We start from the raw sequence: 16,770 nt of genomic DNA, 5'->3' as shown, positions 1-16,770 counted from the left end.
GGGACAGGCCAATGGAACCTGACATGATGCTGGTCACCGGCATGGGGCTGGTCGTTCTGTCCCTGCCGGCGATCATTTCGGCCTGGGCCGATAGCCGGGCGCCCCGTGCGGGCGCCCTCGTTCTGTTCGGTGGCGCGGGTCTTGTGTTCTTGGCCTTCCGGGAAAAGGACGGCGGCTATCGCCTGCAGGATATTCCCGACGCGGTCTATGGCGTCATTGGTCAGATCCTGGGCTGAACGCAGGATCAGGAGGAGGGTCGGGCTTCTGCGGTATCCTTGGCAGGCTCGGCCTCAGGTTCCATTTCCAGGTCGAGGTCCGGCAACCCTTCGCGGGACAGCAGGATCGCCACCGGGCGCACGCGCGGAATATGCGAACAGATGATCATGACCGACACCATGATCGGCACCGCCAGGAACATCCCCACGATCCCCCAGACCGCCGCCCAGAACGCCAGGCTGGCAATGATGCCGAAAGAGGACAGACGCAGGGTCTTGCCCAGCAGGAGCGGGTCCAGAACCTGACCAACGGTGAACTGGATCACCGTCACGATGGACAGGACCATCAGCCCGGTAAAGGCGTCGCCGGTCTGGACGTAGCTGACCAGCGCCACCACCACCGTGGCGACGATGGACCCGATGTTGGGGATGAAGTTCAGGATAAAGGTCAGCACCGCCATCGGCATTGCCAGGTCCAGTGCAAAGAAGGTCATCACGGCGTAGACCAGCGCCCCGGTGACGGTACTGATGACCACCTTCACCACCAGGTAGCGGTTCACCCTGTGGATGATCGAGGAAATGATCCGCTCGACCCGCCGGGCGCGCCGCTCGTCCCCCATGAGGCTGGCCAATTTGGTCGGGAACCACAGCCGTTCCAGGAACATGAATCCCACGAACAGCGTCACCAGCACCGCGCCAGAGGCAATGTTGCCGGCCTGCCCGGCCAGAGAGGACAGGTAGGGGCCCAACTGAATCGACTTCAGCCAGTCCAGCACGGCTGTTTCCACGTCCGCGCCCATCCAGCCCACCAGGTCCGCGACCGCCTGTTGAGCGGGGTCGGCGTATTGCAGGATGGTGACCACGACCGTGTTGGCCTGCGCGATGATGATCAGCGAGGCGGAAATCAGGATGGTGGCGATCAGCAGGACAGCCAGCACCGAGGCGATCCAGATCGAGACACGGGCGCTGCCGATCCGCATTCGCTGGAAATAGTTGATCGCATCGGACGTCAGCGAGAACAGCATGATCGCGATGGCCAGCGAGATCAGCAGGAACTTGGCCTGCACCAGCAGGAAGAGGATCACCGCGAAGGCGATGATGCCGAGAAACCAGGTCTGCGCCTTTCGGATCTCCGAGATTTCCGGGCGCGTTGACTGGTCTGTTTCGGGAGTGTCGGACATGCGGGGGATTGGGAACTCTGATTTTTGTGGTGGCAAATGCGCTGTGCGAGGATAGTAAGGCGATCCGCCACGGGCAAGGACGGGTGCCATCATGGTTCCCGGATGTGGCCCGAAGTGCCCGATCCCTGAACGGCAAAGGCACTTCGGTCGGGGCGACTCTGCCCTTGCCAAATTCCCGGCATCCCCCTATACGGCGCCTTCCAACCGCGCGGCCGGCCACCAGTGGCATGCCGAGTCGCGCCAAGTAATGGAGATAGAAATGCCCAAGATGAAGACCAAGTCGAGCGCCAAGAAGCGCTTCAAGGTAAGCGCCACCGGCAAGGTGATGACGGCCCAGGCCGGCAAACGCCACGGCATGATCAAGCGCACCAAGAAATTCATCCGCGACGCACGCGGCACCACTGTCATGAGCAAGCCTGACGCCAAGATCGTCAAGCAGTTCATGCCCTACGACCGCTGATCAGGAGGATATAAGATGTCCCGTACCAAAGGCGGAACCGTCACCCACGCGCGTCACAAGAAGATCACGGACCAGGCCAAAGGTTACTACGGCCGCCGCAAGAACACCTTCAAGGTGGCGGCGCAGGCTGTGGACAAGGCCAACCAGTATAAGACCCGCGACCGCAAGAACCGCAAGCGCAACTTCCGCGCCCTGTGGATCCAGCGCATCAACGCGGCTGTGCGCGCCCATGACGAATCGCTGACCTACTCGCGTTTCATCAATGGCCTGTCGCTGGCCGGCATCGAGGTCGACCGCAAGGTCCTGGCCGATCTGGCCGTGCACGAGCCCGAGGCGTTCGCCGCCATCGTCGATCAGGCGAAAGGCGCGCTGCCGGCCTGAGCCGAGCGCAACCTGAACGTTTGACAAGGCCCGGGCACAGCGCCCGGGCCTTTTCTTTTGCGCCGGTCTGAAATTCCCGCGGACCGGATGCGCGATTATGCGCGTGTCGCGCGTGCGGCGGCGCAGAAATGCGCGCAAAGCGGTCTCGGCTTCGTTAGGATCGCAAGTGACATTTTCCCCGACACGAAAGGAACTCCCTCATGGCTGTGGTTTTTCAGGGCGCGTCCGCGATCCCCGTCACCGTGATCAATGGTGACGAGATGTTCACCCTGCAGGACGCTCAGATCTACGCGTCTGCGGATGCCGTCACGCTGGACGCGGGGGCCTTGTCGACGGAGTTTCACAACCACGGCGCCGTCTTTTCCGGCGCAGCGGCGGTGACGGTGCTCTCTCCGGGCAGCAAGGTGAGCAATTTCGGCACGATCAATGGTGTCGCGGCGGCGGTAGACTATGCCCCGGGCTCGACCGGTCTCCACTCCCTGACGAACCACGGCGACATCAGCAGCAGCGGCGCGGCGATCGCGATGGCGGGCAATCCCGACATGAGCCTCAACCTGACCAACACTGGCCTGATCTCGGCCGACACCGGGGCAATCATCGCGTCCAACAACGGGCTTGATGCGCTGCGTCTCATCAACAGTGGTGACATGATCGGGGACGAGCTGTTCGCGGAGGCGGAGTTTGGCGTCTACCTGGCCAATTCCGGGTTGATCCAGACCAGTGGCATCCGGGCCGGGTCAGGGGCGGGGACGACGGTGCTCAACAGCGGGACGATCACGGTACACGGGACAGATCCGGCGCTGGAAACCGGCGGCGCTGCAGATGTGGTCAGCAATAGCGGTACGATTTTCGGCGACGTAGAACTGCTGGCGGGCGAAGACCTGTTCCGGAACGCGGGGGCCGGGGGCGTCGTCGGCACCGTGCGGGGTGGGGCGGACAATGACACCCTGATCGGCTCCGACGCTGCAGACCGCTTCGAAGGCAACGAAAATGCCGACCTGCTTGCGGGACACGGCGGGGACGATTCGCTTTACGGTGGAGAGTTTCCGGACATGCTGCTGGGGGGCGACGGGGACGATCTGCTGGATGGCGGGCCACAGAACGACACCCTGAACGGCGGGGCCGGCGATGACGAACTGGTCGGAGGTCTGGGGAATGATGTGCTGGTTGGCCAGGACGGGGCGGACAACCTTGATGGCGGCGCGGGCAGGGACACTCTGGACGGTGGTGGTGGCAATGACATCCTTGAGGGTGGGGACGAAAGCGATGTCCTGCGCGGCCGCGCCGGTGAGGACGAGCTGGCCGGGGGGCTTGGTCTCGACTTTCTGACCGGGGGCGCGGACGCGGATATCTTTGTGTTCCGCACTATCGCGCAGGCCGGGATTGGCGTGACCCGCGACCAGATCCTGGACTTTGAACAGGGGGTGGACGTGATCAACGTGGTCTCGATGACGCCTGGGGCCTTCACCTTTGTCGGAACCGGCGCCTTTACCGGCGCGAACCAGATCCGCGTGATCGAAACGGCCTCCGGGTCCAGTATCGTCCAGTTCGAGACGACGGGCGACGGGGTAGCCGATGCCGAGATCCGCGTGGCCGGTGTCACGGGGCTGACGGCGGACGATTTCGCGCTGTGACCTCGTGGCCGCGCGTTATGGCCATTTCGTCTTTGGCACGGGGCGGGCTTCTGTTAAGCAGGCGATCTGAGTTCAACCGAAAAAGACCTGTCATGTTCACGCGCAGCCCCTTTGCAGAATGCGATCCCGGCCCCCCTCGGGGGATCGGGTGCTTGTGCGCGCGCGGCGACTAGCAGTCAGATCCGGTTTTATCCCGAGGGGCGGCATCCATGTGATGCCGCCCCTTTTCTTTTGTTCCGCAGAAAGGAGCCGCCTTGGCCGAAGACCCTGACGATCCCGAGGAGGCGGAGGACCCCTGTCCTCCGTCTCCGTTCCCGACCCAGATCCATACGACCCCGGCGTTCCGGTCTTCAACACCCCTTCTAGGGGGTGAACGGGACCGTGCTGCAAATTATTTAAGTGCATGAAAATAAACAATAAAAATATTGATCGGCGCGATTTATTCACCTAATGTCCCGACATGGCCAATGGGGCGTTCGTCTAGGGGTCAGGACACCCGCCTTTCGAGCGGATAACACGGGTTCGAATCCCGTACGCCCTGCCAGGCCCGGCACGTGGGTCGCGTAGCTCAACGGGAGAGCACCGGATTGTCTATCCGGTGACAGGCGGCGATTTTCACCTTTTCGGACAGCGGCTTAGCTTTCGCGTTCGCCTGTTTCCAAACATCGGCCCAAACATTCACGTTCTGTTTTTGGTCCGTTCCGCCCGCGCCTTCTGGCGGGCTTCCTCGGTGTAAATCCTCAGCGCCGCAACGCTCTTGTGGCCGGTGATTGCCATGATCGTAGCATCATCATGACCGGCGGCGGCCAGTTCACTGGCCCGCGTGTGGCGCAGGGCGTGAATGTCGTAGGCCTCCGCGCCGATCCTCTTGCGCACCCGCATGAAGCGTTGCCGCGCGGCGCTGTAGGTCAGGTGCCCGGTCAGATCCGCGTTCGGGAAGATGAACAGGGCATCGCGCGGGCGAGCGTCCAGCGTCTCGGCCAGCGCGGGCGGCACAGGAAGCCACACGCGGTTTCCTGTCTTCCTCTGGCGCACGGCGAACCAATCCCCATCGTACTGCGGCCAGCGCAGGCTAAGCGTGTCTCCGACGCGCTGGCCCAGCCCTAGCAGCATCTCAAAGAGCAGCAGCGTATCGCCCTCGGCTTCGGACCGGAATGCCTGCACGAGATTGACCGGCCACGGCTGGCGCTCTACCCGGTCGTATTCCAGTTCGGTCACGCCTTTCGCCGGGTTCTGCCCCGCGCTGAGCAGGCCCATGTCTATGGCGTGCTCCATGACGATACGGAACACGCGCAGCCGGTAATTCGCCAGGTGCGGGGTCGCGGCCTTGGCCCATGCGTCCAGCCACTCGATTACGTGGCGGCGCTCGATCCGGCGCGGCTCGATCTTCCCCAGCTTTTCGGACAGCGCAATCAGGTGCGCCTCGTAGTCGGCCCGCGTGCGGCTGGCCTTGCGAGCGTATTTCCGGCTTGCCATGTAGTGCCTGATGACCGCTGCAATGTCCTGACCCGGCTTGACCGGCGCGGGCTGGGACAACAGCCGCTCGCGCTCCTGGTGCAGGGCGAACGGAACCGGCTCTCCCTCCGGAAACTGGGTTTCCAGCTTGATCCACGGGCCCGGGCGGCGGTAGAAATACAGCACGCCGCGCGTCCGGTAGATGTTCGGCGGCAGGTGGCGCTTAATCATCCCAATTCACCAGATCGGCAGGGTTCACGGGCTTCTCAGACTGTTCCGGCGGCATTACCTTGTAAACCCGCCCCCCGCTCTCGATCACGATAGGGCAGCCGGTGTCAGATGCCACCTGCGCCGCCTCCCGCAGGGCGCGCTCTGAGAGAGGGCGGGGGGAGGTCATCAGAACATCCCTTCCGGTTCAGCGCCGAAACGGTGGCGGCGGTAGCAGAGAGGGCAGATGAACTCTCCGGGTGATAGGTCTGGCGGGGTCATGACTGCATGCACCCATTCAGAAGCAGTCCCCAGAATATCAGCCCGCCGATGATCCATGCTTGATTGTCGCTCATGACCCTTCCCCCTTCTCGATAGCTGCGAGGATGGCGTTTGACACGGGGTGGTATTCAGTCCCCATCGAACCAACCAGAGATGCCGCCTCCCGCATCCCATCGGCCCGCGCCTCGGCAAGCTGGGCTTCGAGGTCGGTGATGCGATTAAGCGCGCCTCTCATTTCGCGGGCACCGTGCGATCCTTCAACGCCTGCGGCCTCGTATGAGGTCAAGGCGCTACGCAGTCGCTCTTTCAGTTCATCACTCATCGTGGGTGCGTCCTTCTGCTTTGGCTAGGGCTGTGCGGGCGTCGTCATACCACGGCGCGGCCCAACCGAACTTGTCAGCCCATTTTGTTGCTTCCTCCAGCGCCTCATACAGATCGGGCGCCGCTGCGATTAAGTGAGCGTCATCAAAATTGCACGGCCCGGTTACAAAAGCGTCCGTCAAATGATGGTCAGCAGTACGCGGGAAACCTTCGGCGCGAACAGATCTTCCGTCAAAATACCAAGACCCCGGCGTCCATTTGCGTTCACTCATCGGGTTTCTCCTGTAGGGCTGCCTCGGCTCTGGCGCCGCCGTCTTTCGCCAGCCTGTCGCGGGCCTCGGCGCCTTCCTTTCTGGTTGGCAAGTTTCTGTACTTCTCAACGTCACGCGCCAGCGCCTCGACGGCTTCTCGTGATGTGTTGGTCATTTCTCCCAGTCTCCTATTGTGGCATTTTTGAAATGCGTTCGTTTCCCGCACTTTTCACAAACTGCATAGACAATCGGGCCGCGCTCCCCGGAACCGCTATCGTATATTGCTTGGCTGGTTGCCTTCCATTTGTGGAAGCACCCGCTCCACAAGAACGAAAGAAGTTTCAGCATCACGTCTCTCCTTGTTCAGAACCCCCGCCGCCTTGGCCTGCCACCGGTTGGGACGGCGGGGGACGCCTGACGGAATGTCAGGGCGTGGGGAATCCGTCATGTGTCACTCCGTCGAGCTGGCGCAGGGCGCGCGATTTGCCGATGCGGAACATGGTCGTGCGGGTGGCGGCGAAGTCCTGCTGCACGGGATGCACCCACCTGCCCGCATCATCGAAGCAGCCGAACGCGCTGCCATCGATGTCATCGCCCATGCCGTCGCCGGGGTGCCACTCGCCCCACTGCTTAAAGTGGAAGGGCACGCCTGCCGCCGCGCACTGGTCGCGCAGGTCGCGGAACCATTGCGGGTTGCTGGGCCGGGCGCCGGGGCCGCTCTCGCCGCCTGCGATGACCCAGTCGATGCGGTTGAACCGACCATCCAGCGGGCGCATGAACCCGAGTTCTCTGGTGCGTCGGATCGCGGTCAAATCCACCGGCCCCAGCAGCGGCTCGCAAGACAGGAACCGGACGTGGGCGGGGATCGACAGAAGGTGCGGGATGCGGCGGTCGGCCTCGGCCTGGTTCTCGACAGAGACACCCATCCAGACGTTGGGCAGGGGCCAGCTTTCCGTCATCCATGCGTCGGCGTACTCGAACATGTGCCGCGCCTTGCGTTCGATGATTTCATGCCTGGTTTCGCCGTGTGCGTTGACATGAGACATATAGGTCCGCATCCGCGCCGCCCGCTTGGTCAGCACCTGGAAGTTGTGCTGCGGGGCGAGTGCCATGACGGCGAACACCGCGTCGATCCAGTCGTCGGGCACGTCCTCGTGGAAAAGGTCGCCGTGGGCGCAGACAAAGACGTTGCGGCCCCGGCGCCAGTGGATCGGCTGTTCCAGCCATTGGTCGTTCAGCCGCACCTTGCCGTTCCAGACGGGTCCGGCGCGGCTGCTGTCGGTCAGCCCGGCCCGGCTGGGATGGTTGCGCAGACGGGTGCCTGCCAGCTTCATGGCGTAGCAGTTGGTGCAGCCGGGCGAGACCACGCTGCACCCGGTGATCGGGTTCCAGGTGGCATCGGTCCATTCTATCGTGCTGTGTTCAGCCATTGGGGGACTCCGGGGGTTGGGTGGGATGCGCCCGCAGGGCAGCGGCGGTCACTTTGTTGATGGCTTTCGCCGGTATGTGATCGGCGGAATTAATAGTCACCGATGCGGGCGCCCCAGCCGAGCCGTGGCGGCATAGGTGGCCATCGAGGCTGTCCCGGTCGGATGCGCTCAGGTTCCGCCACTTCTGGATGTCAAAGTCTCCGAACATGATCCCGCGCGGCGAACTCGCTTGCAAGCGTCCGACGCTGAACCCTGCCGCCTCTAACGCCATCACGGCGTCGTCGTCGCTTTGGAATGTCACACGTATACTGTTACTATTCATGTCGTCCTCATCTGTTGCAGGGTGTCGGTCATCTGGTCGATGTTCTCGCGGTGGATCTCGAACGTGTAGGCTGCGACCCACGGGTTGACGTACCAGTCGAAGCCGCGCGGGGCGTTCAGGCTGTCCCAGAGCGTCATGAAACTGAGACGTGCGGCACCGAGTCCGGCGAATGCCTCGCCGGTTTTTTGATAATTCATGTATGCAGGGTCCCCTGTGTCGCTGGCGGGGTCGTAGACAGGCTGCACGCCCTCTGCCCTGGCATCGTCGGCGCTGATCTCCTGCAACCGCTGCACGCGCACGTCCGTCACGATCAGCGTCAGACGTGAGGCCCAGCGGGGCATGAACATACCTGGCCGCGCCCGCCCCGACAGGTCATCGACGCGCCCTGCATGGGCGTCGACTGATCCATCTGCGATGAACTGCACAGGCTCCTCACCGCCCATTTCGCTGGGCTTGAGGTCGTCGTAGTGCCGTGATGTGCGCCACGCTTCCCTCACCCAGAGGCGGTCTCCGATGGCGTAGGGTAGGCGGACCCAGGTGAGAGGCGACATGGCGTCTATGTCGACGCCTTGGTAGACGGTGCCTGCCCGAGGATGCTGCATTTGCACTCCAAGGTGCCCGTCCACATCAGCAAGATAACAGGTCGGTGCGCTGTGAAGTGTTTCCATGCTGAGCCATTCCGCCTGATAGCCGGGCCACGGCTTCAGCACACGCCGCGTCTGAGTCTTTCGACCGTCCAGCAGGGCGCGGACCATCGGGCCGCTGAAAAGGATCGGTTTGTCGGTCATCCCCATGTCTCCCTGTTGATCTTTGTCGCCACCGCCAGCGCAGCCAGGGGCGCCGTGTCGCCGTAGGCGGTGACGGTATCCTCGTCCCAGCGCACCTGCGCCTGGTATCTGCCCTCCTGCGGGTGCCCGAGGGCCACGGGTTCGACCGTGATGCAAAGAGCGAGCGAAGATGTGGCGGCGCGGCGGGTCATGCTGCTGTCTCCTGTGCGAGGGCGTAGCCGCCCCATTGATCGGCGGCGGCGTTCATCATGCCGGGGAAGGACCGGCTGCGCAGGCGGGCGCGGTCGGGGCCCGGTGGCATTCGGTGGACCTTGTTCCAGGCTTTCCATTCGTCGGATCCGCGTTCCGGCTCTGGCAGGCGGTTGGTCTCGACCAGCTCGGGCAGGCCGCGCAGATACCAGCCGGTGGACTTGTAGGCGGGTTCGCCGAACCAGAACGGCTGCACCATCGACGGTGCGGGCAGATCATCGGGCATCCGGTCGCGCGCCAGGTCGTTCATTTCCGGGTTCTCGATGGCCACGCGCGGAATAGGAGCGCCCCAGCAGGCCGTGAATACCTCGATGCCGGTCTCGAACTCGGCCCGCATGTCGGTCCATGTGCGCCCTTTCGGTAGGCGTTTGGGCGGGGTCCATTTGCCTGCGCCGCTCATCCACCGGCGGCCGGAGCGGCAGAGCCTGGTGCAGGGCGGATGCATGACGGTCAGCAGATCCCAGCCCTCGGTCAGGATGCCGTCGCGGATATCGCAGCGGATGTGCCTATTGCTGCCGTCCTCCGCCGGTTCGATGTCACAGGACCAGACATCATGCCCCAGCGCGGCAAAGGCCCTGCGGGCAATGCCGGAAGACTCGCAACCGATGAGGACGCGGAGGGGGCGGGTCACGCGGTCACTCCGGTAATTTCTTCCAAGCCGCGCCCGGACATACTGAGGGTGTGACCGACCCGCTTTTCGGTCTCAACATAGCGGCGGTAGAGATCGCGCATCAGTCGGGCAGCGGTTGTCAGGTCGGCTGCGCTGGCCATGATACAGAAGACGCAGGAAAGGCGGGTCATTCCTGCGTAGTAGGCCCAGTGTGGTCGCTGCCCTGCGGACAGGATGGTAGCGAACACGTCGAAATGCAGCATGTCATGGATGGGAAGCCAGTCGATCCATTCCCGTCCTGCAACAGAACATCCCACATTCCTGGAAACCGGATTCCGTCTGGCACGGGCTGGGCTTTCCTGGGACCGCATTCCCATGCAGTTGACGATCCGCCCCCCGAACTGAGGGTTGGCCTTTAGATAGCGGCGGAGTTCGCGCTGTATGGGGCCGCGTTTCAGGTCACTGGTGCACTGGCGTTGGCCGGGGCTTGGGAACATCTGGCGATGTTCTACCATTTCGAAAAACGATTTGCGGGCTTTGGCGATGATCAACGGTACATTGCCGATAGTGTCCGTGATGTGCTCGATGTTTCCGGGCCATTCGACCTCGCCGAGATCGGCGTGAACGACGACAATCTGGGAATCCGGCACGCCCATGCGTCGCAGCGTGATCAGCATGGCTTGGCTGTCCTTGCCAGCGCTGTGGTTGACGGCGAACAGAGCGCCAGCATCCAGCATTTCGCAAATTGCCTGCGGGATGGGCTGGGGGTCGGGGAACTCGAAGGTGTCACGCATGGGGGTGCATCACGCTGCCTGGCCGCTGGCGCGCCGTTCCAGTTCGTAGCGCAGGCGCAGGACGGTCAGCAGGGCCGTCTGGTTATCGATCGTCACCTCGGCCATCAGCGCCTTCCAGCGCTTGCCGGCGGCATCCTTTTCGAGGCCTGCCGTATTGGCGGCAAGGCTCATGCCATCGCCGCGCATGATGGATTCGACCAGTTTCAGATCCGACTGCGGGCTGTGCGGGGCCGGGTAGCCGATGGCCCGCATCCGGCGTTCGGCGGCCTTTTCGCGGGCCGTGCCGAGGCCGGGGAAGGACAAGGCCAGCCCGGTTTCGCCGGGGTCGCGGGTGGTTGCGGTGGGCAAGGCCGCAGGCGCGGAGGCAGGCGTGGGCTCGGGTTCGCCGCCCTCTTCGTCCTGCGCCTGTTTCAGGGCCTTGAGCCGCTTGGCCACGGCCTGCCAGCTGCGCCCGACCTTGGGCGCGATCTGTTTGACCGGCGTGCCTTTCTCGGCCTCGGCCAGCAGGGTCATGTCCTCGTCGTCGGTCCAGTCGCCGGGTTTGGGGGCGGCGGGCGTGCTGTTCGGTGCGGCGGTGTTGGCCAGCCGCAGCATGATCGACATCTTGCCCTTGCTGTCGGTCTCGACGTCCATTGCCAGTTGGTCCTCCTCCAGCGTGCGGGCATGTTTCATGAGGGCGTCGCAGAGGGCGACCTGTGCCTGCGCCAACCGCAGTTCCGCCTGGCGGGCGTTCCGAAGATCTTCGAGCGTCGTCATGGGATTTCCTTTCTGGGAGGGGATGCGCCGCCGGGCTGGCGGCGCAGGCGCTGGGGGCCAGCTTACGCCGGGCGGCCAAAGACCACCGGCAGGCCGGTGCCTTCGGCGATGCGCGTTGCCACCTGCTGGAACTCTGCCTGGCGGCGGTACTCGACCCGGCGCCAGACGAATCCGAGTTTCAGGCCGCCGGCGGAGGGGCGGAACCGGAAGCTGGCGGTGATGTCGACAGGCGCCTCGCCCGCGAAAAGCGGGATCTGCAGGGTGAACTGGGTTGGCACCTTCATCTCGCCCTTGGTGTGGGTCTCGGTCTCGTAGACGATTGACCGCTCACCGGTCTGCAGCCGGGTCGAGGATTTGAAATTGACGCCCTGGGTGGCTTCGAGGTCGCGGGCGATCTCGATCATGACGGTGGGTTCCGGGTCGATGATATCGCTGGCGTTCTCGTCCAGGAACTCGGCAAAAGCCATCTGGTCGATAAGCTCGCCCTGCACCTCGTTCCATCGCTTAAACTCCTCGCTTTCGCGCAATTGCAGCGTGGCGGTGTGCTTGCGCGGACCCGGGACCAGCGGCTCGGAGTCCTGGTTGCCGGCGTGGTAGTCGAGGCAGGCCATGACGCGCAGGCTGTCGATGTCCGCGATCAGCAGGGACTCGGCGCTGCTGAACCGGTTGGCATAGGTGATCAGCGACTGCGCGTCGTCCACCACGGGCTGTGCCTGGATGTGCGGCGGCAGGGCATGTGGGTTCGGGATCTCCGTCAGCTTGAAATCGGTCGGGCCGAAGGTGAAGCGTTTGCCGTGTTCGCCCTCTATCACCGGGTCGGCCAGCCGGGCGGCGTTCAGGGCGACGTCCAGCGCGGCGCGCGGATCGGTCTGTGCGGTTTCGGTCATGTCAGGTCCTTTCGGGTTTGGGTTCATTCCGCCGCGTCGCGGCGGCTTTCGACCTCGTCCAGCCAGTCGCCCTGGTTGGGATCGCGGCGCGACAGCCGCGCGTCGTCGCTGAGGAAGTAGATTCCGGCGCCCAGCTCGCGGCGCGGCTTCTTGGCGGTGACCTGAGGGACGCATTCGATCTGCCCCGCCTTGTTCACCTTGAGCGGCAGTTTCAGCGTGATCTCGCCGCTGTTGCCGGTCTCCTGGATGGCCTCCAGAACCTCCAGCAGGCGGGCATCCACCTCGCGCAGCAGTTCGCCGCGCCGAAAAGTCTGGAGGAATTCGAGGAAGTTCAGTTCATCGCGTGGCATGCGAGTCCTTTCCTGTGTGGCGCAGGCCGAAGCTGACGAACCTGCGGGCTTTCTGGATGTCGTCGGGGTCTCCCGCCTCGATCAGCAGGCGGGCGGCGTCGCGGATCTTCGCGTCGTCGTGGGGCGCCGGGTCTGCGAGGATTGCGCGGGCCTCGGCGGGGGTCATTGCAGGCCTCGCGCGTAAAGGGTCAGGCCTGCGGTGACGGCGGCGAAGAGGGCGACCAGGCAGACCGCGGCCTGGCGTTCGCCGCGGCGCATGACGGGCCACTCGCGCATGCACAGCAGCGTCATGACCGCAGTGGCGATCAGCAGGACGCCCGCGACGATGGACAGGATGGTTTTCATCACGGTGCCGCCAGCACCATGCGCGCGGCGGCCAGCGCCAGGATGGCAAGGATGGGCAGGGCAAAGATCCAGCGGCGGTGCCTGCGGCGCGCGGCCTCACCCATGCCGAGGTCGTCCATTCCGGCATCACTGGTGCCGTAGGTGTGTTCGGCGGTCTGCTGACCGCCCCATTTGTCATGCTGGGTCATGCCTCACCCTCCCAGCGGAGCGGGGCAAGGAAACCGGCGGCTTGACGATGACCGCCGCCGCCGAAGCGGGCCGCAATTTCGGAAACATCCTCACCATCGGCTCTGGACCGCAGCGAGAAGGCGCGACCCTTAGGAGTGTCGACATAGCTGGCGGCGAAGGGGGCGCCCTCGGCCAATGTACCAGCAACCTCGGAGGCAAGCGCGTAAGGGCCGTTGGCAACGGGCACAATGTGTCCGCCGATCTGCATGGTGCGGAACGTGCTATCGATGATGCTCTGCACGATCTTGTTGCGGGCGCGCAGGATCGCGGCGCCCTCGTCGGCCATCAGGCCCAGATCGTAGTCTGCCTGCATGTTCGCCGCCAATTCGTGCCAGCGGTCGAAGGTCATGTCGTAGGAGGCGATCACGGCGCTGATCTCGTGCGAGTGTTCAAGCCGCCACTGCCACAGATCACGGTCGGCGACATAGTCGACAATGGCAGGGGCGGCGCCCTCGTGGAAATAGGCCCAGGCCATCTGCGCGCCGCTGCGGTCCATGTCGAAGAGGGCGACGGGGTTTCCAGCGGATGAGCGGTGCGCCTCCCAGCCGCCAGCGGGGGACGGCAACCCGGCAAGATCCGCCTGGGCTGTCTTGTGGTGGTCGAGAATCAGGATGGACCGCGCGGTCTGCGCCATGCGTTCCAGCACTGGGCGCTTGTAACTGAAATCGACGATGATCACGTCGGCGCCTGTGACGTCGGGCGGCTCGCTGCCGTAGCCTGCCGGAATGTATTCGACGGCGTCGCCAAGGGCTTCTCGAACGGCCCAAGCGGCGGTGAAACCATCTGCGCAATTGACATGGTAGATGCAGATCGTGCGTGTCATGCGGCCTCTCTCTCCAGGCGTTCCCGCAGGGCGCGGACGTCTTTCCATTCCTGCAGGTCGTCGCTTTTGGTTTCGACCATGCGGCAGGCCTCGATCACCGTGGCGGTGTCCTGGGCTGCAATGTCGGCGAGGACGGCGCGGGCGTACCAGAGATGGTCCGCGGCTTCTCGGGTGAGCGCGTCCATCACGTGCACCCCGGTCGGTAGGTGTAGGCCGCGATCTCGCGGGAGCCTGCGCGGGCGCCCAGCCTGGCGATGGCGGCGCGGGTGGCGGGCAGGGCGTTGATGCGGGCGGCGTCGATCTCGTTGACCGGGGTGGGCAGGCGCAGGAGGCGCGAGAGGCGCTGCGGTTCAATGGCGGCGCTGGTGCCATCCTCCAGCCGCTGGCGGGCTTTCAGCCGCAGCCAGGCGTCCAGGCAGGTGATCCGGTCAACCGCGCCCGAGGGCGGGACAAGTAGATCGGCGGTGAAATCGCGGGGGATACGCATATGGCCTCCATCCAAGTGCCTGCCTGACGGCGGGCGGGGTGTCCCGGCGGGTGCATCGCGGGGGATGTGGCCGGGGTGGGATGAAGGGAGAATTAGCTGACAGAGAATATTCGCGTCAAGAGAAATATTCGCCACAGGAGAATATCGGTTGCCGCCGAGGTGAATCGTTGAGCTGTAACGGTCCTGCGGCTACGGTCGTGGCATTGATCTGGTGGAGGGGTTTGATGTTTGACGGATTGCGGAAATTGTCCGCTGTGATCGAGATCATTGGCTGGCTGACGGTCGCGGGTGGCATGGTGCTGATTGCGCTGAACGTCGGCGAGCGCGATCCGCTGCCCGGCATCATGGCGGCGGTGCCATCGGTTGTGGGTGGCTTGCTGCTGGTGCTGTTGGCGCACCTGGCGCGGGCCGTCGCCTTCATCGCGGAAACTGTCGATGCAGAACGCAGGGCAGTGCCTGCGCCCGGTGGCGGCAAGGCGCCGGGTCGGATCGTCGAGGTGCGTTACGGGCGCGAATTGCGCGACATTGGCGACGGTCGGTACTGGGTCGAAGGGCAGGTGTTCGACAACATGACGTCGGCGCGAAAGGTGTTCAGTGGGCAGAGGGACCTGTATTCCTGAACACGGCCGCCACCCGGCCCATCACGGTAATTATCGTTCCGCCGCGTGACTTGCGCGGCGGGTCCTGCGGATCGGGTAGCATGAAGCTGTCCCCGATCTTGCGGGCCAGAAAAGTCTCGGCGGCGCCGAAGGTGTCGACCTGGGTGGCAATCACCAGGTCGCCGGGGTGCCCGCCTTTCCCGAGTTCCAGGATGATGATGTCACCTGCCAGCATGCCGAAGGGGATGGCTGCGCGGTTGATGCGGTAGGCGGCGTGGCCGGGCTGTTCTGTCAGGGCCTGGCGCAGATCCTCCGGCGTTTCCTTTACCGGGGAGACAAAGCTTTCCGGCGGCTCCTGAAAGCCCGGTGCCGGTGTCGGCGCGCCGTGCAATTCGGCAGTCGTGATCTCCAGAGCTTCGGCAATCGCGTTGAGCGTTGCCATCGAGGGCTGTTTCTTGCCCGAGATCAATTCGCTGAGGTAGCCCGCGCTGATGCCGACCTTGTCGGCAAGGGCGGTCTGCGTCATGCGCAGCGTTTTCAATTGCTTGAGGATGATTGGACCCATGTGCGGGTTGTCCTTCGGCGGGCTGCTCCGGGCAATACGCTGAGAGAGAATATTCGCTGACAAAGAATTCAAATCTTGACGGGGCGATCTTCTCTGTGTGAGAAGATTCTCAAGATGTTCGCTGACTTCATCAAAAACTCCGGAGATAGCCAGGCCGCATGGGCGCGCCGGCTCGAAATCTCCCCCGGTTACCTCTGTGACCTGCTGGGCGGCAAAAAGGTGCCCGGGTTGGTTCTGGCGGTCCGGATTCATCGTCTCACCGGCGGCGCTGTGCCTGCCGAGTCGTGGGTCCCGAACCCGGACGCTGAACAGGAGAGCGCCGCATGACCCCCATCGCCTTCACTGCCTTCCTCTTCCTCACCGTCCTGGTCGGTGCGCTTGCCGGGTTCGGCGCGGGCTGTCTGGCGGCCTGGGTGATCCGACACCGCGCCGAGGTGGCGCAGCGCAAGGCGCGGATGGATTTTGCCGCCGCGCTTGCCTCTGCAGAGAAGCAAGCGCGGCAAGCGGCGCGGGAAGGCGAGGCGGCATTCCGGCGGCTCGGGAGATCCCGCGATGCGTAGGTCAGTCGTTCAGGGCCATGTCCTCGATCATGTCGGCCACGCCTTCCATCGCGTCGAGCATTGCCGAGGGCACGTCCGCGGCCTCGGACGCGCCGCGCACGCCAGCGGTCAGTGTGAGGACATAGCCCTCGGTGTCCGGATGGTCCGCCGCAAGGCGAGAGATCAGTTGGGCCAGGACGGTTTTCAGAGCTTGGATTTCCCCGGCCTGCCGCAGGATGATCCGGGTCACGTCGTCGTTTGCCATGTGGCGTTTTCCTTCTGGCGTCATGTGGTTGGGCGCGTCGGGCTGCTACCCCGGCGCGCCCGCAGTTTCCGCCCTGCGCTGGCGTTTCGTCAACATGTTGTCGGTCTGTCTGTCCCATGCCGCCTGTCTGCCTGCATCACGGGCCGGTGCACAGGAAACGAGGTTTCGGGATGAATGAAGGGCGGGCCATCAATGCGGCCATGTCGGCGCTGATCGACGGCACCTTCGGCTGCCTCGATGCCGCTGCGGAGACGATCAATGCGCGGCTGGGCGGGCAGGTCGGCAAGGGCACCCTGTCCAAGTATCTCAGCGGGCAGTTGCAGTGGCCCTTGGCCTATGTCTGGGC

Annotated in this window: 28 protein-coding genes and 1 tRNA gene; 7 read left to right on the top strand and 22 right to left on the bottom strand. The window is 64.2% G+C overall.

The genetic code is table 11. The annotated features are described in order from the left end of the window. Positions 1 to 11: 11 nt before the first annotated feature. Positions 12 to 236, top strand: a complete 225-nt coding sequence (locus KZZ07_RS08305) for a hypothetical protein (protein WP_219513472.1) — start codon at positions 12 to 14, stop codon at positions 234 to 236. Between the two features lie 8 nt (positions 237 to 244). Here the strand turns inward: KZZ07_RS08305 and KZZ07_RS08300 are convergent, their stop codons facing one another. Beyond that, positions 245 to 1,396 carry an AI-2E family transporter gene (locus tag KZZ07_RS08300; RefSeq protein WP_219513469.1) on the bottom strand — a complete coding sequence of 384 codons (1,152 nt, stop codon included), beginning with the start codon at positions 1,394 to 1,396 and terminating at the stop codon, positions 245 to 247. Positions 1,397 to 1,655: 259 nt separating this feature from the next. Between KZZ07_RS08300 and rpmI the strand changes: the two genes are divergently transcribed. From rpmI to KZZ07_RS08280, 4 genes are all read left to right on the top strand, one after another. Further along, positions 1,656 to 1,856, top strand: coding sequence for a 50S ribosomal protein L35 (rpmI, locus tag KZZ07_RS08295; RefSeq protein ID WP_219513468.1), 201 nt, complete (start codon positions 1,656 to 1,658; stop codon positions 1,854 to 1,856). A 15-nt stretch (positions 1,857 to 1,871) separates the two neighbouring features. Further along, positions 1,872 to 2,237, top strand: coding sequence for a 50S ribosomal protein L20 (gene rplT, locus KZZ07_RS08290; protein ID WP_219513466.1), 366 nt, complete (start codon positions 1,872 to 1,874; stop codon positions 2,235 to 2,237). A 200-nt stretch (positions 2,238 to 2,437) separates the two neighbouring features. Continuing rightward, on the top strand, positions 2,438 to 3,871 hold the full coding sequence (locus tag KZZ07_RS08285) for a calcium-binding protein (RefSeq protein ID WP_219513465.1): 1,434 nt from the start codon (positions 2,438 to 2,440) through the stop codon (positions 3,869 to 3,871). A gap of 469 nt (positions 3,872 to 4,340) precedes the next feature. Continuing rightward, positions 4,341 to 4,415 (top strand) — tRNA-Glu (locus tag KZZ07_RS08280). Between the two features lie 134 nt (positions 4,416 to 4,549). Here KZZ07_RS08280 and KZZ07_RS08275 read toward each other — a convergent pair. The 19 genes from KZZ07_RS08275 to KZZ07_RS08185 form a co-directional block, all read right to left on the bottom strand. Continuing rightward, entirely contained in the window at positions 4,550 to 5,557 is a 1,008-nt protein-coding gene (locus tag KZZ07_RS08275; RefSeq protein WP_219513464.1) for a tyrosine-type recombinase/integrase, read from the bottom strand. Between the two features lie 328 nt (positions 5,558 to 5,885). Further along, on the bottom strand, positions 5,886 to 6,137 hold the full coding sequence (locus KZZ07_RS08270; protein ID WP_219513463.1) for a hypothetical protein: 252 nt from the start codon (positions 6,135 to 6,137) through the stop codon (positions 5,886 to 5,888). Beyond that, on the bottom strand, positions 6,130 to 6,408 hold the full coding sequence (locus tag KZZ07_RS08265) for an XkdD/Y8K6 family phage-associated protein (RefSeq protein WP_219513461.1): 279 nt from the start codon (positions 6,406 to 6,408) through the stop codon (positions 6,130 to 6,132). Before KZZ07_RS08265 ends, KZZ07_RS08270 begins: the two co-directional genes overlap by 8 nt. Next, positions 6,401 to 6,562: a hypothetical protein gene (locus KZZ07_RS08260; protein WP_219513460.1), complete on the bottom strand. Its 162-nt coding sequence runs from the start codon at positions 6,560 to 6,562 to the stop codon at positions 6,401 to 6,403. Before KZZ07_RS08260 ends, KZZ07_RS08265 begins: the two co-directional genes overlap by 8 nt. After that, positions 6,559 to 6,735: a hypothetical protein gene (locus tag KZZ07_RS08255; RefSeq protein WP_219513459.1), complete on the bottom strand. Its 177-nt coding sequence runs from the start codon at positions 6,733 to 6,735 to the stop codon at positions 6,559 to 6,561. Before KZZ07_RS08255 ends, KZZ07_RS08260 begins: the two co-directional genes overlap by 4 nt. Positions 6,736 to 6,812: 77 nt before the next feature. After that, positions 6,813 to 7,817 carry a DUF5131 family protein gene (locus KZZ07_RS08250; RefSeq protein WP_219513457.1) on the bottom strand — a complete coding sequence of 335 codons (1,005 nt, stop codon included), beginning with the start codon at positions 7,815 to 7,817 and terminating at the stop codon, positions 6,813 to 6,815. Between the two features lie 318 nt (positions 7,818 to 8,135). Next, complete coding sequence (locus KZZ07_RS08245; protein ID WP_219513456.1) at positions 8,136 to 8,927, bottom strand: hypothetical protein; 792 nt, start codon at positions 8,925 to 8,927, stop codon at positions 8,136 to 8,138. Next, complete coding sequence (locus KZZ07_RS08240; RefSeq protein WP_219513455.1) at positions 8,924 to 9,118, bottom strand: hypothetical protein; 195 nt, start codon at positions 9,116 to 9,118, stop codon at positions 8,924 to 8,926. Before KZZ07_RS08240 ends, KZZ07_RS08245 begins: the two co-directional genes overlap by 4 nt. Then, positions 9,115 to 9,807: a hypothetical protein gene (locus tag KZZ07_RS08235; RefSeq protein ID WP_219513454.1), complete on the bottom strand. Its 693-nt coding sequence runs from the start codon at positions 9,805 to 9,807 to the stop codon at positions 9,115 to 9,117. The genes KZZ07_RS08240 and KZZ07_RS08235 overlap by 4 nt, the downstream gene beginning before the upstream one ends. Then, positions 9,804 to 10,580, bottom strand: coding sequence for a phosphoadenosine phosphosulfate reductase domain-containing protein (locus KZZ07_RS08230; RefSeq protein WP_219513453.1), 777 nt, complete (start codon positions 10,578 to 10,580; stop codon positions 9,804 to 9,806). Before KZZ07_RS08230 ends, KZZ07_RS08235 begins: the two co-directional genes overlap by 4 nt. Positions 10,581 to 10,589: 9 nt before the next feature. Next, on the bottom strand, positions 10,590 to 11,336 hold the full coding sequence (locus KZZ07_RS08225; protein WP_219513451.1) for a hypothetical protein: 747 nt from the start codon (positions 11,334 to 11,336) through the stop codon (positions 10,590 to 10,592). A 62-nt stretch (positions 11,337 to 11,398) separates the two neighbouring features. Then, positions 11,399 to 12,223, bottom strand: coding sequence for a DUF2303 family protein (locus KZZ07_RS08220; RefSeq protein ID WP_255564237.1), 825 nt, complete (start codon positions 12,221 to 12,223; stop codon positions 11,399 to 11,401). A gap of 23 nt (positions 12,224 to 12,246) precedes the next feature. After that, a complete protein-coding gene (locus tag KZZ07_RS08215; protein WP_219513449.1) occupies positions 12,247 to 12,573 on the bottom strand; it encodes a YfdP family phage-associated protein in 327 nt (108 codons plus the stop codon). Beyond that, on the bottom strand, positions 12,560 to 12,739 hold the full coding sequence (locus tag KZZ07_RS08210) for a hypothetical protein (RefSeq protein WP_219513448.1): 180 nt from the start codon (positions 12,737 to 12,739) through the stop codon (positions 12,560 to 12,562). The genes KZZ07_RS08215 and KZZ07_RS08210 overlap by 14 nt, the downstream gene beginning before the upstream one ends. Further along, positions 12,736 to 12,918, bottom strand: a complete 183-nt coding sequence (locus KZZ07_RS08205) for a hypothetical protein (protein WP_219513446.1) — start codon at positions 12,916 to 12,918, stop codon at positions 12,736 to 12,738. The genes KZZ07_RS08210 and KZZ07_RS08205 overlap by 4 nt, the downstream gene beginning before the upstream one ends. After that, the gene (locus KZZ07_RS08200) at positions 12,918 to 13,106 is read right to left on the bottom strand and encodes a hypothetical protein (RefSeq protein WP_219513445.1); all 189 of its coding nucleotides are present in this window, start codon (positions 13,104 to 13,106) and stop codon (positions 12,918 to 12,920) included. The genes KZZ07_RS08205 and KZZ07_RS08200 overlap by 1 nt, the downstream gene beginning before the upstream one ends. Further along, the gene (locus KZZ07_RS08195) at positions 13,103 to 13,969 is read right to left on the bottom strand and encodes a phosphohydrolase (RefSeq protein ID WP_219513444.1); all 867 of its coding nucleotides are present in this window, start codon (positions 13,967 to 13,969) and stop codon (positions 13,103 to 13,105) included. The genes KZZ07_RS08200 and KZZ07_RS08195 overlap by 4 nt, the downstream gene beginning before the upstream one ends. Further along, a complete protein-coding gene (locus tag KZZ07_RS08190) occupies positions 13,966 to 14,154 on the bottom strand; it encodes a hypothetical protein (protein WP_219513443.1) in 189 nt (62 codons plus the stop codon). The genes KZZ07_RS08195 and KZZ07_RS08190 overlap by 4 nt, the downstream gene beginning before the upstream one ends. Then, positions 14,154 to 14,456: a hypothetical protein gene (locus KZZ07_RS08185; RefSeq protein WP_219513442.1), complete on the bottom strand. Its 303-nt coding sequence runs from the start codon at positions 14,454 to 14,456 to the stop codon at positions 14,154 to 14,156. Before KZZ07_RS08185 ends, KZZ07_RS08190 begins: the two co-directional genes overlap by 1 nt. Positions 14,457 to 14,680: 224 nt before the next feature. Between KZZ07_RS08185 and KZZ07_RS08180 the strand changes: the two genes are divergently transcribed. After that, positions 14,681 to 15,076 (top strand): hypothetical protein, encoded by a 396-nt coding sequence (locus KZZ07_RS08180; RefSeq protein WP_219513440.1) that lies wholly within the window; start codon positions 14,681 to 14,683, stop codon positions 15,074 to 15,076. Here the strand turns inward: KZZ07_RS08180 and KZZ07_RS08175 are convergent. Further along, positions 15,048 to 15,872: a helix-turn-helix domain-containing protein gene (locus tag KZZ07_RS08175; RefSeq protein ID WP_219513438.1), complete on the bottom strand. Its 825-nt coding sequence runs from the start codon at positions 15,870 to 15,872 to the stop codon at positions 15,048 to 15,050. The two genes, KZZ07_RS08180 and KZZ07_RS08175, sit on opposite strands and share 29 nt — an antisense overlap. A 71-nt stretch (positions 15,873 to 15,943) precedes the next feature. Between KZZ07_RS08175 and KZZ07_RS08170 the strand changes: the two genes are divergently transcribed. Then, the gene (locus KZZ07_RS08170) at positions 15,944 to 16,180 is read left to right on the top strand and encodes a hypothetical protein (RefSeq protein ID WP_219513436.1); all 237 of its coding nucleotides are present in this window, start codon (positions 15,944 to 15,946) and stop codon (positions 16,178 to 16,180) included. A 1-nt stretch (position 16,181) separates the two neighbouring features. Here the strand turns inward: KZZ07_RS08170 and KZZ07_RS08165 are convergent, their stop codons facing one another. Then, the gene (locus KZZ07_RS08165; protein WP_219513435.1) at positions 16,182 to 16,424 is read right to left on the bottom strand and encodes a hypothetical protein; all 243 of its coding nucleotides are present in this window, start codon (positions 16,422 to 16,424) and stop codon (positions 16,182 to 16,184) included. Positions 16,425 to 16,770 lie beyond the last annotated feature (346 nt).

Source organism: Mameliella sp. CS4, from assembly GCF_019392335.1.
In the GTDB taxonomy this organism is placed as follows: domain Bacteria; phylum Pseudomonadota; class Alphaproteobacteria; order Rhodobacterales; family Rhodobacteraceae; genus Antarctobacter.
The sequence above is the reverse complement of the archived record's forward strand: the minus strand, read 5'-3'. Positions and strand labels throughout refer to the sequence as shown.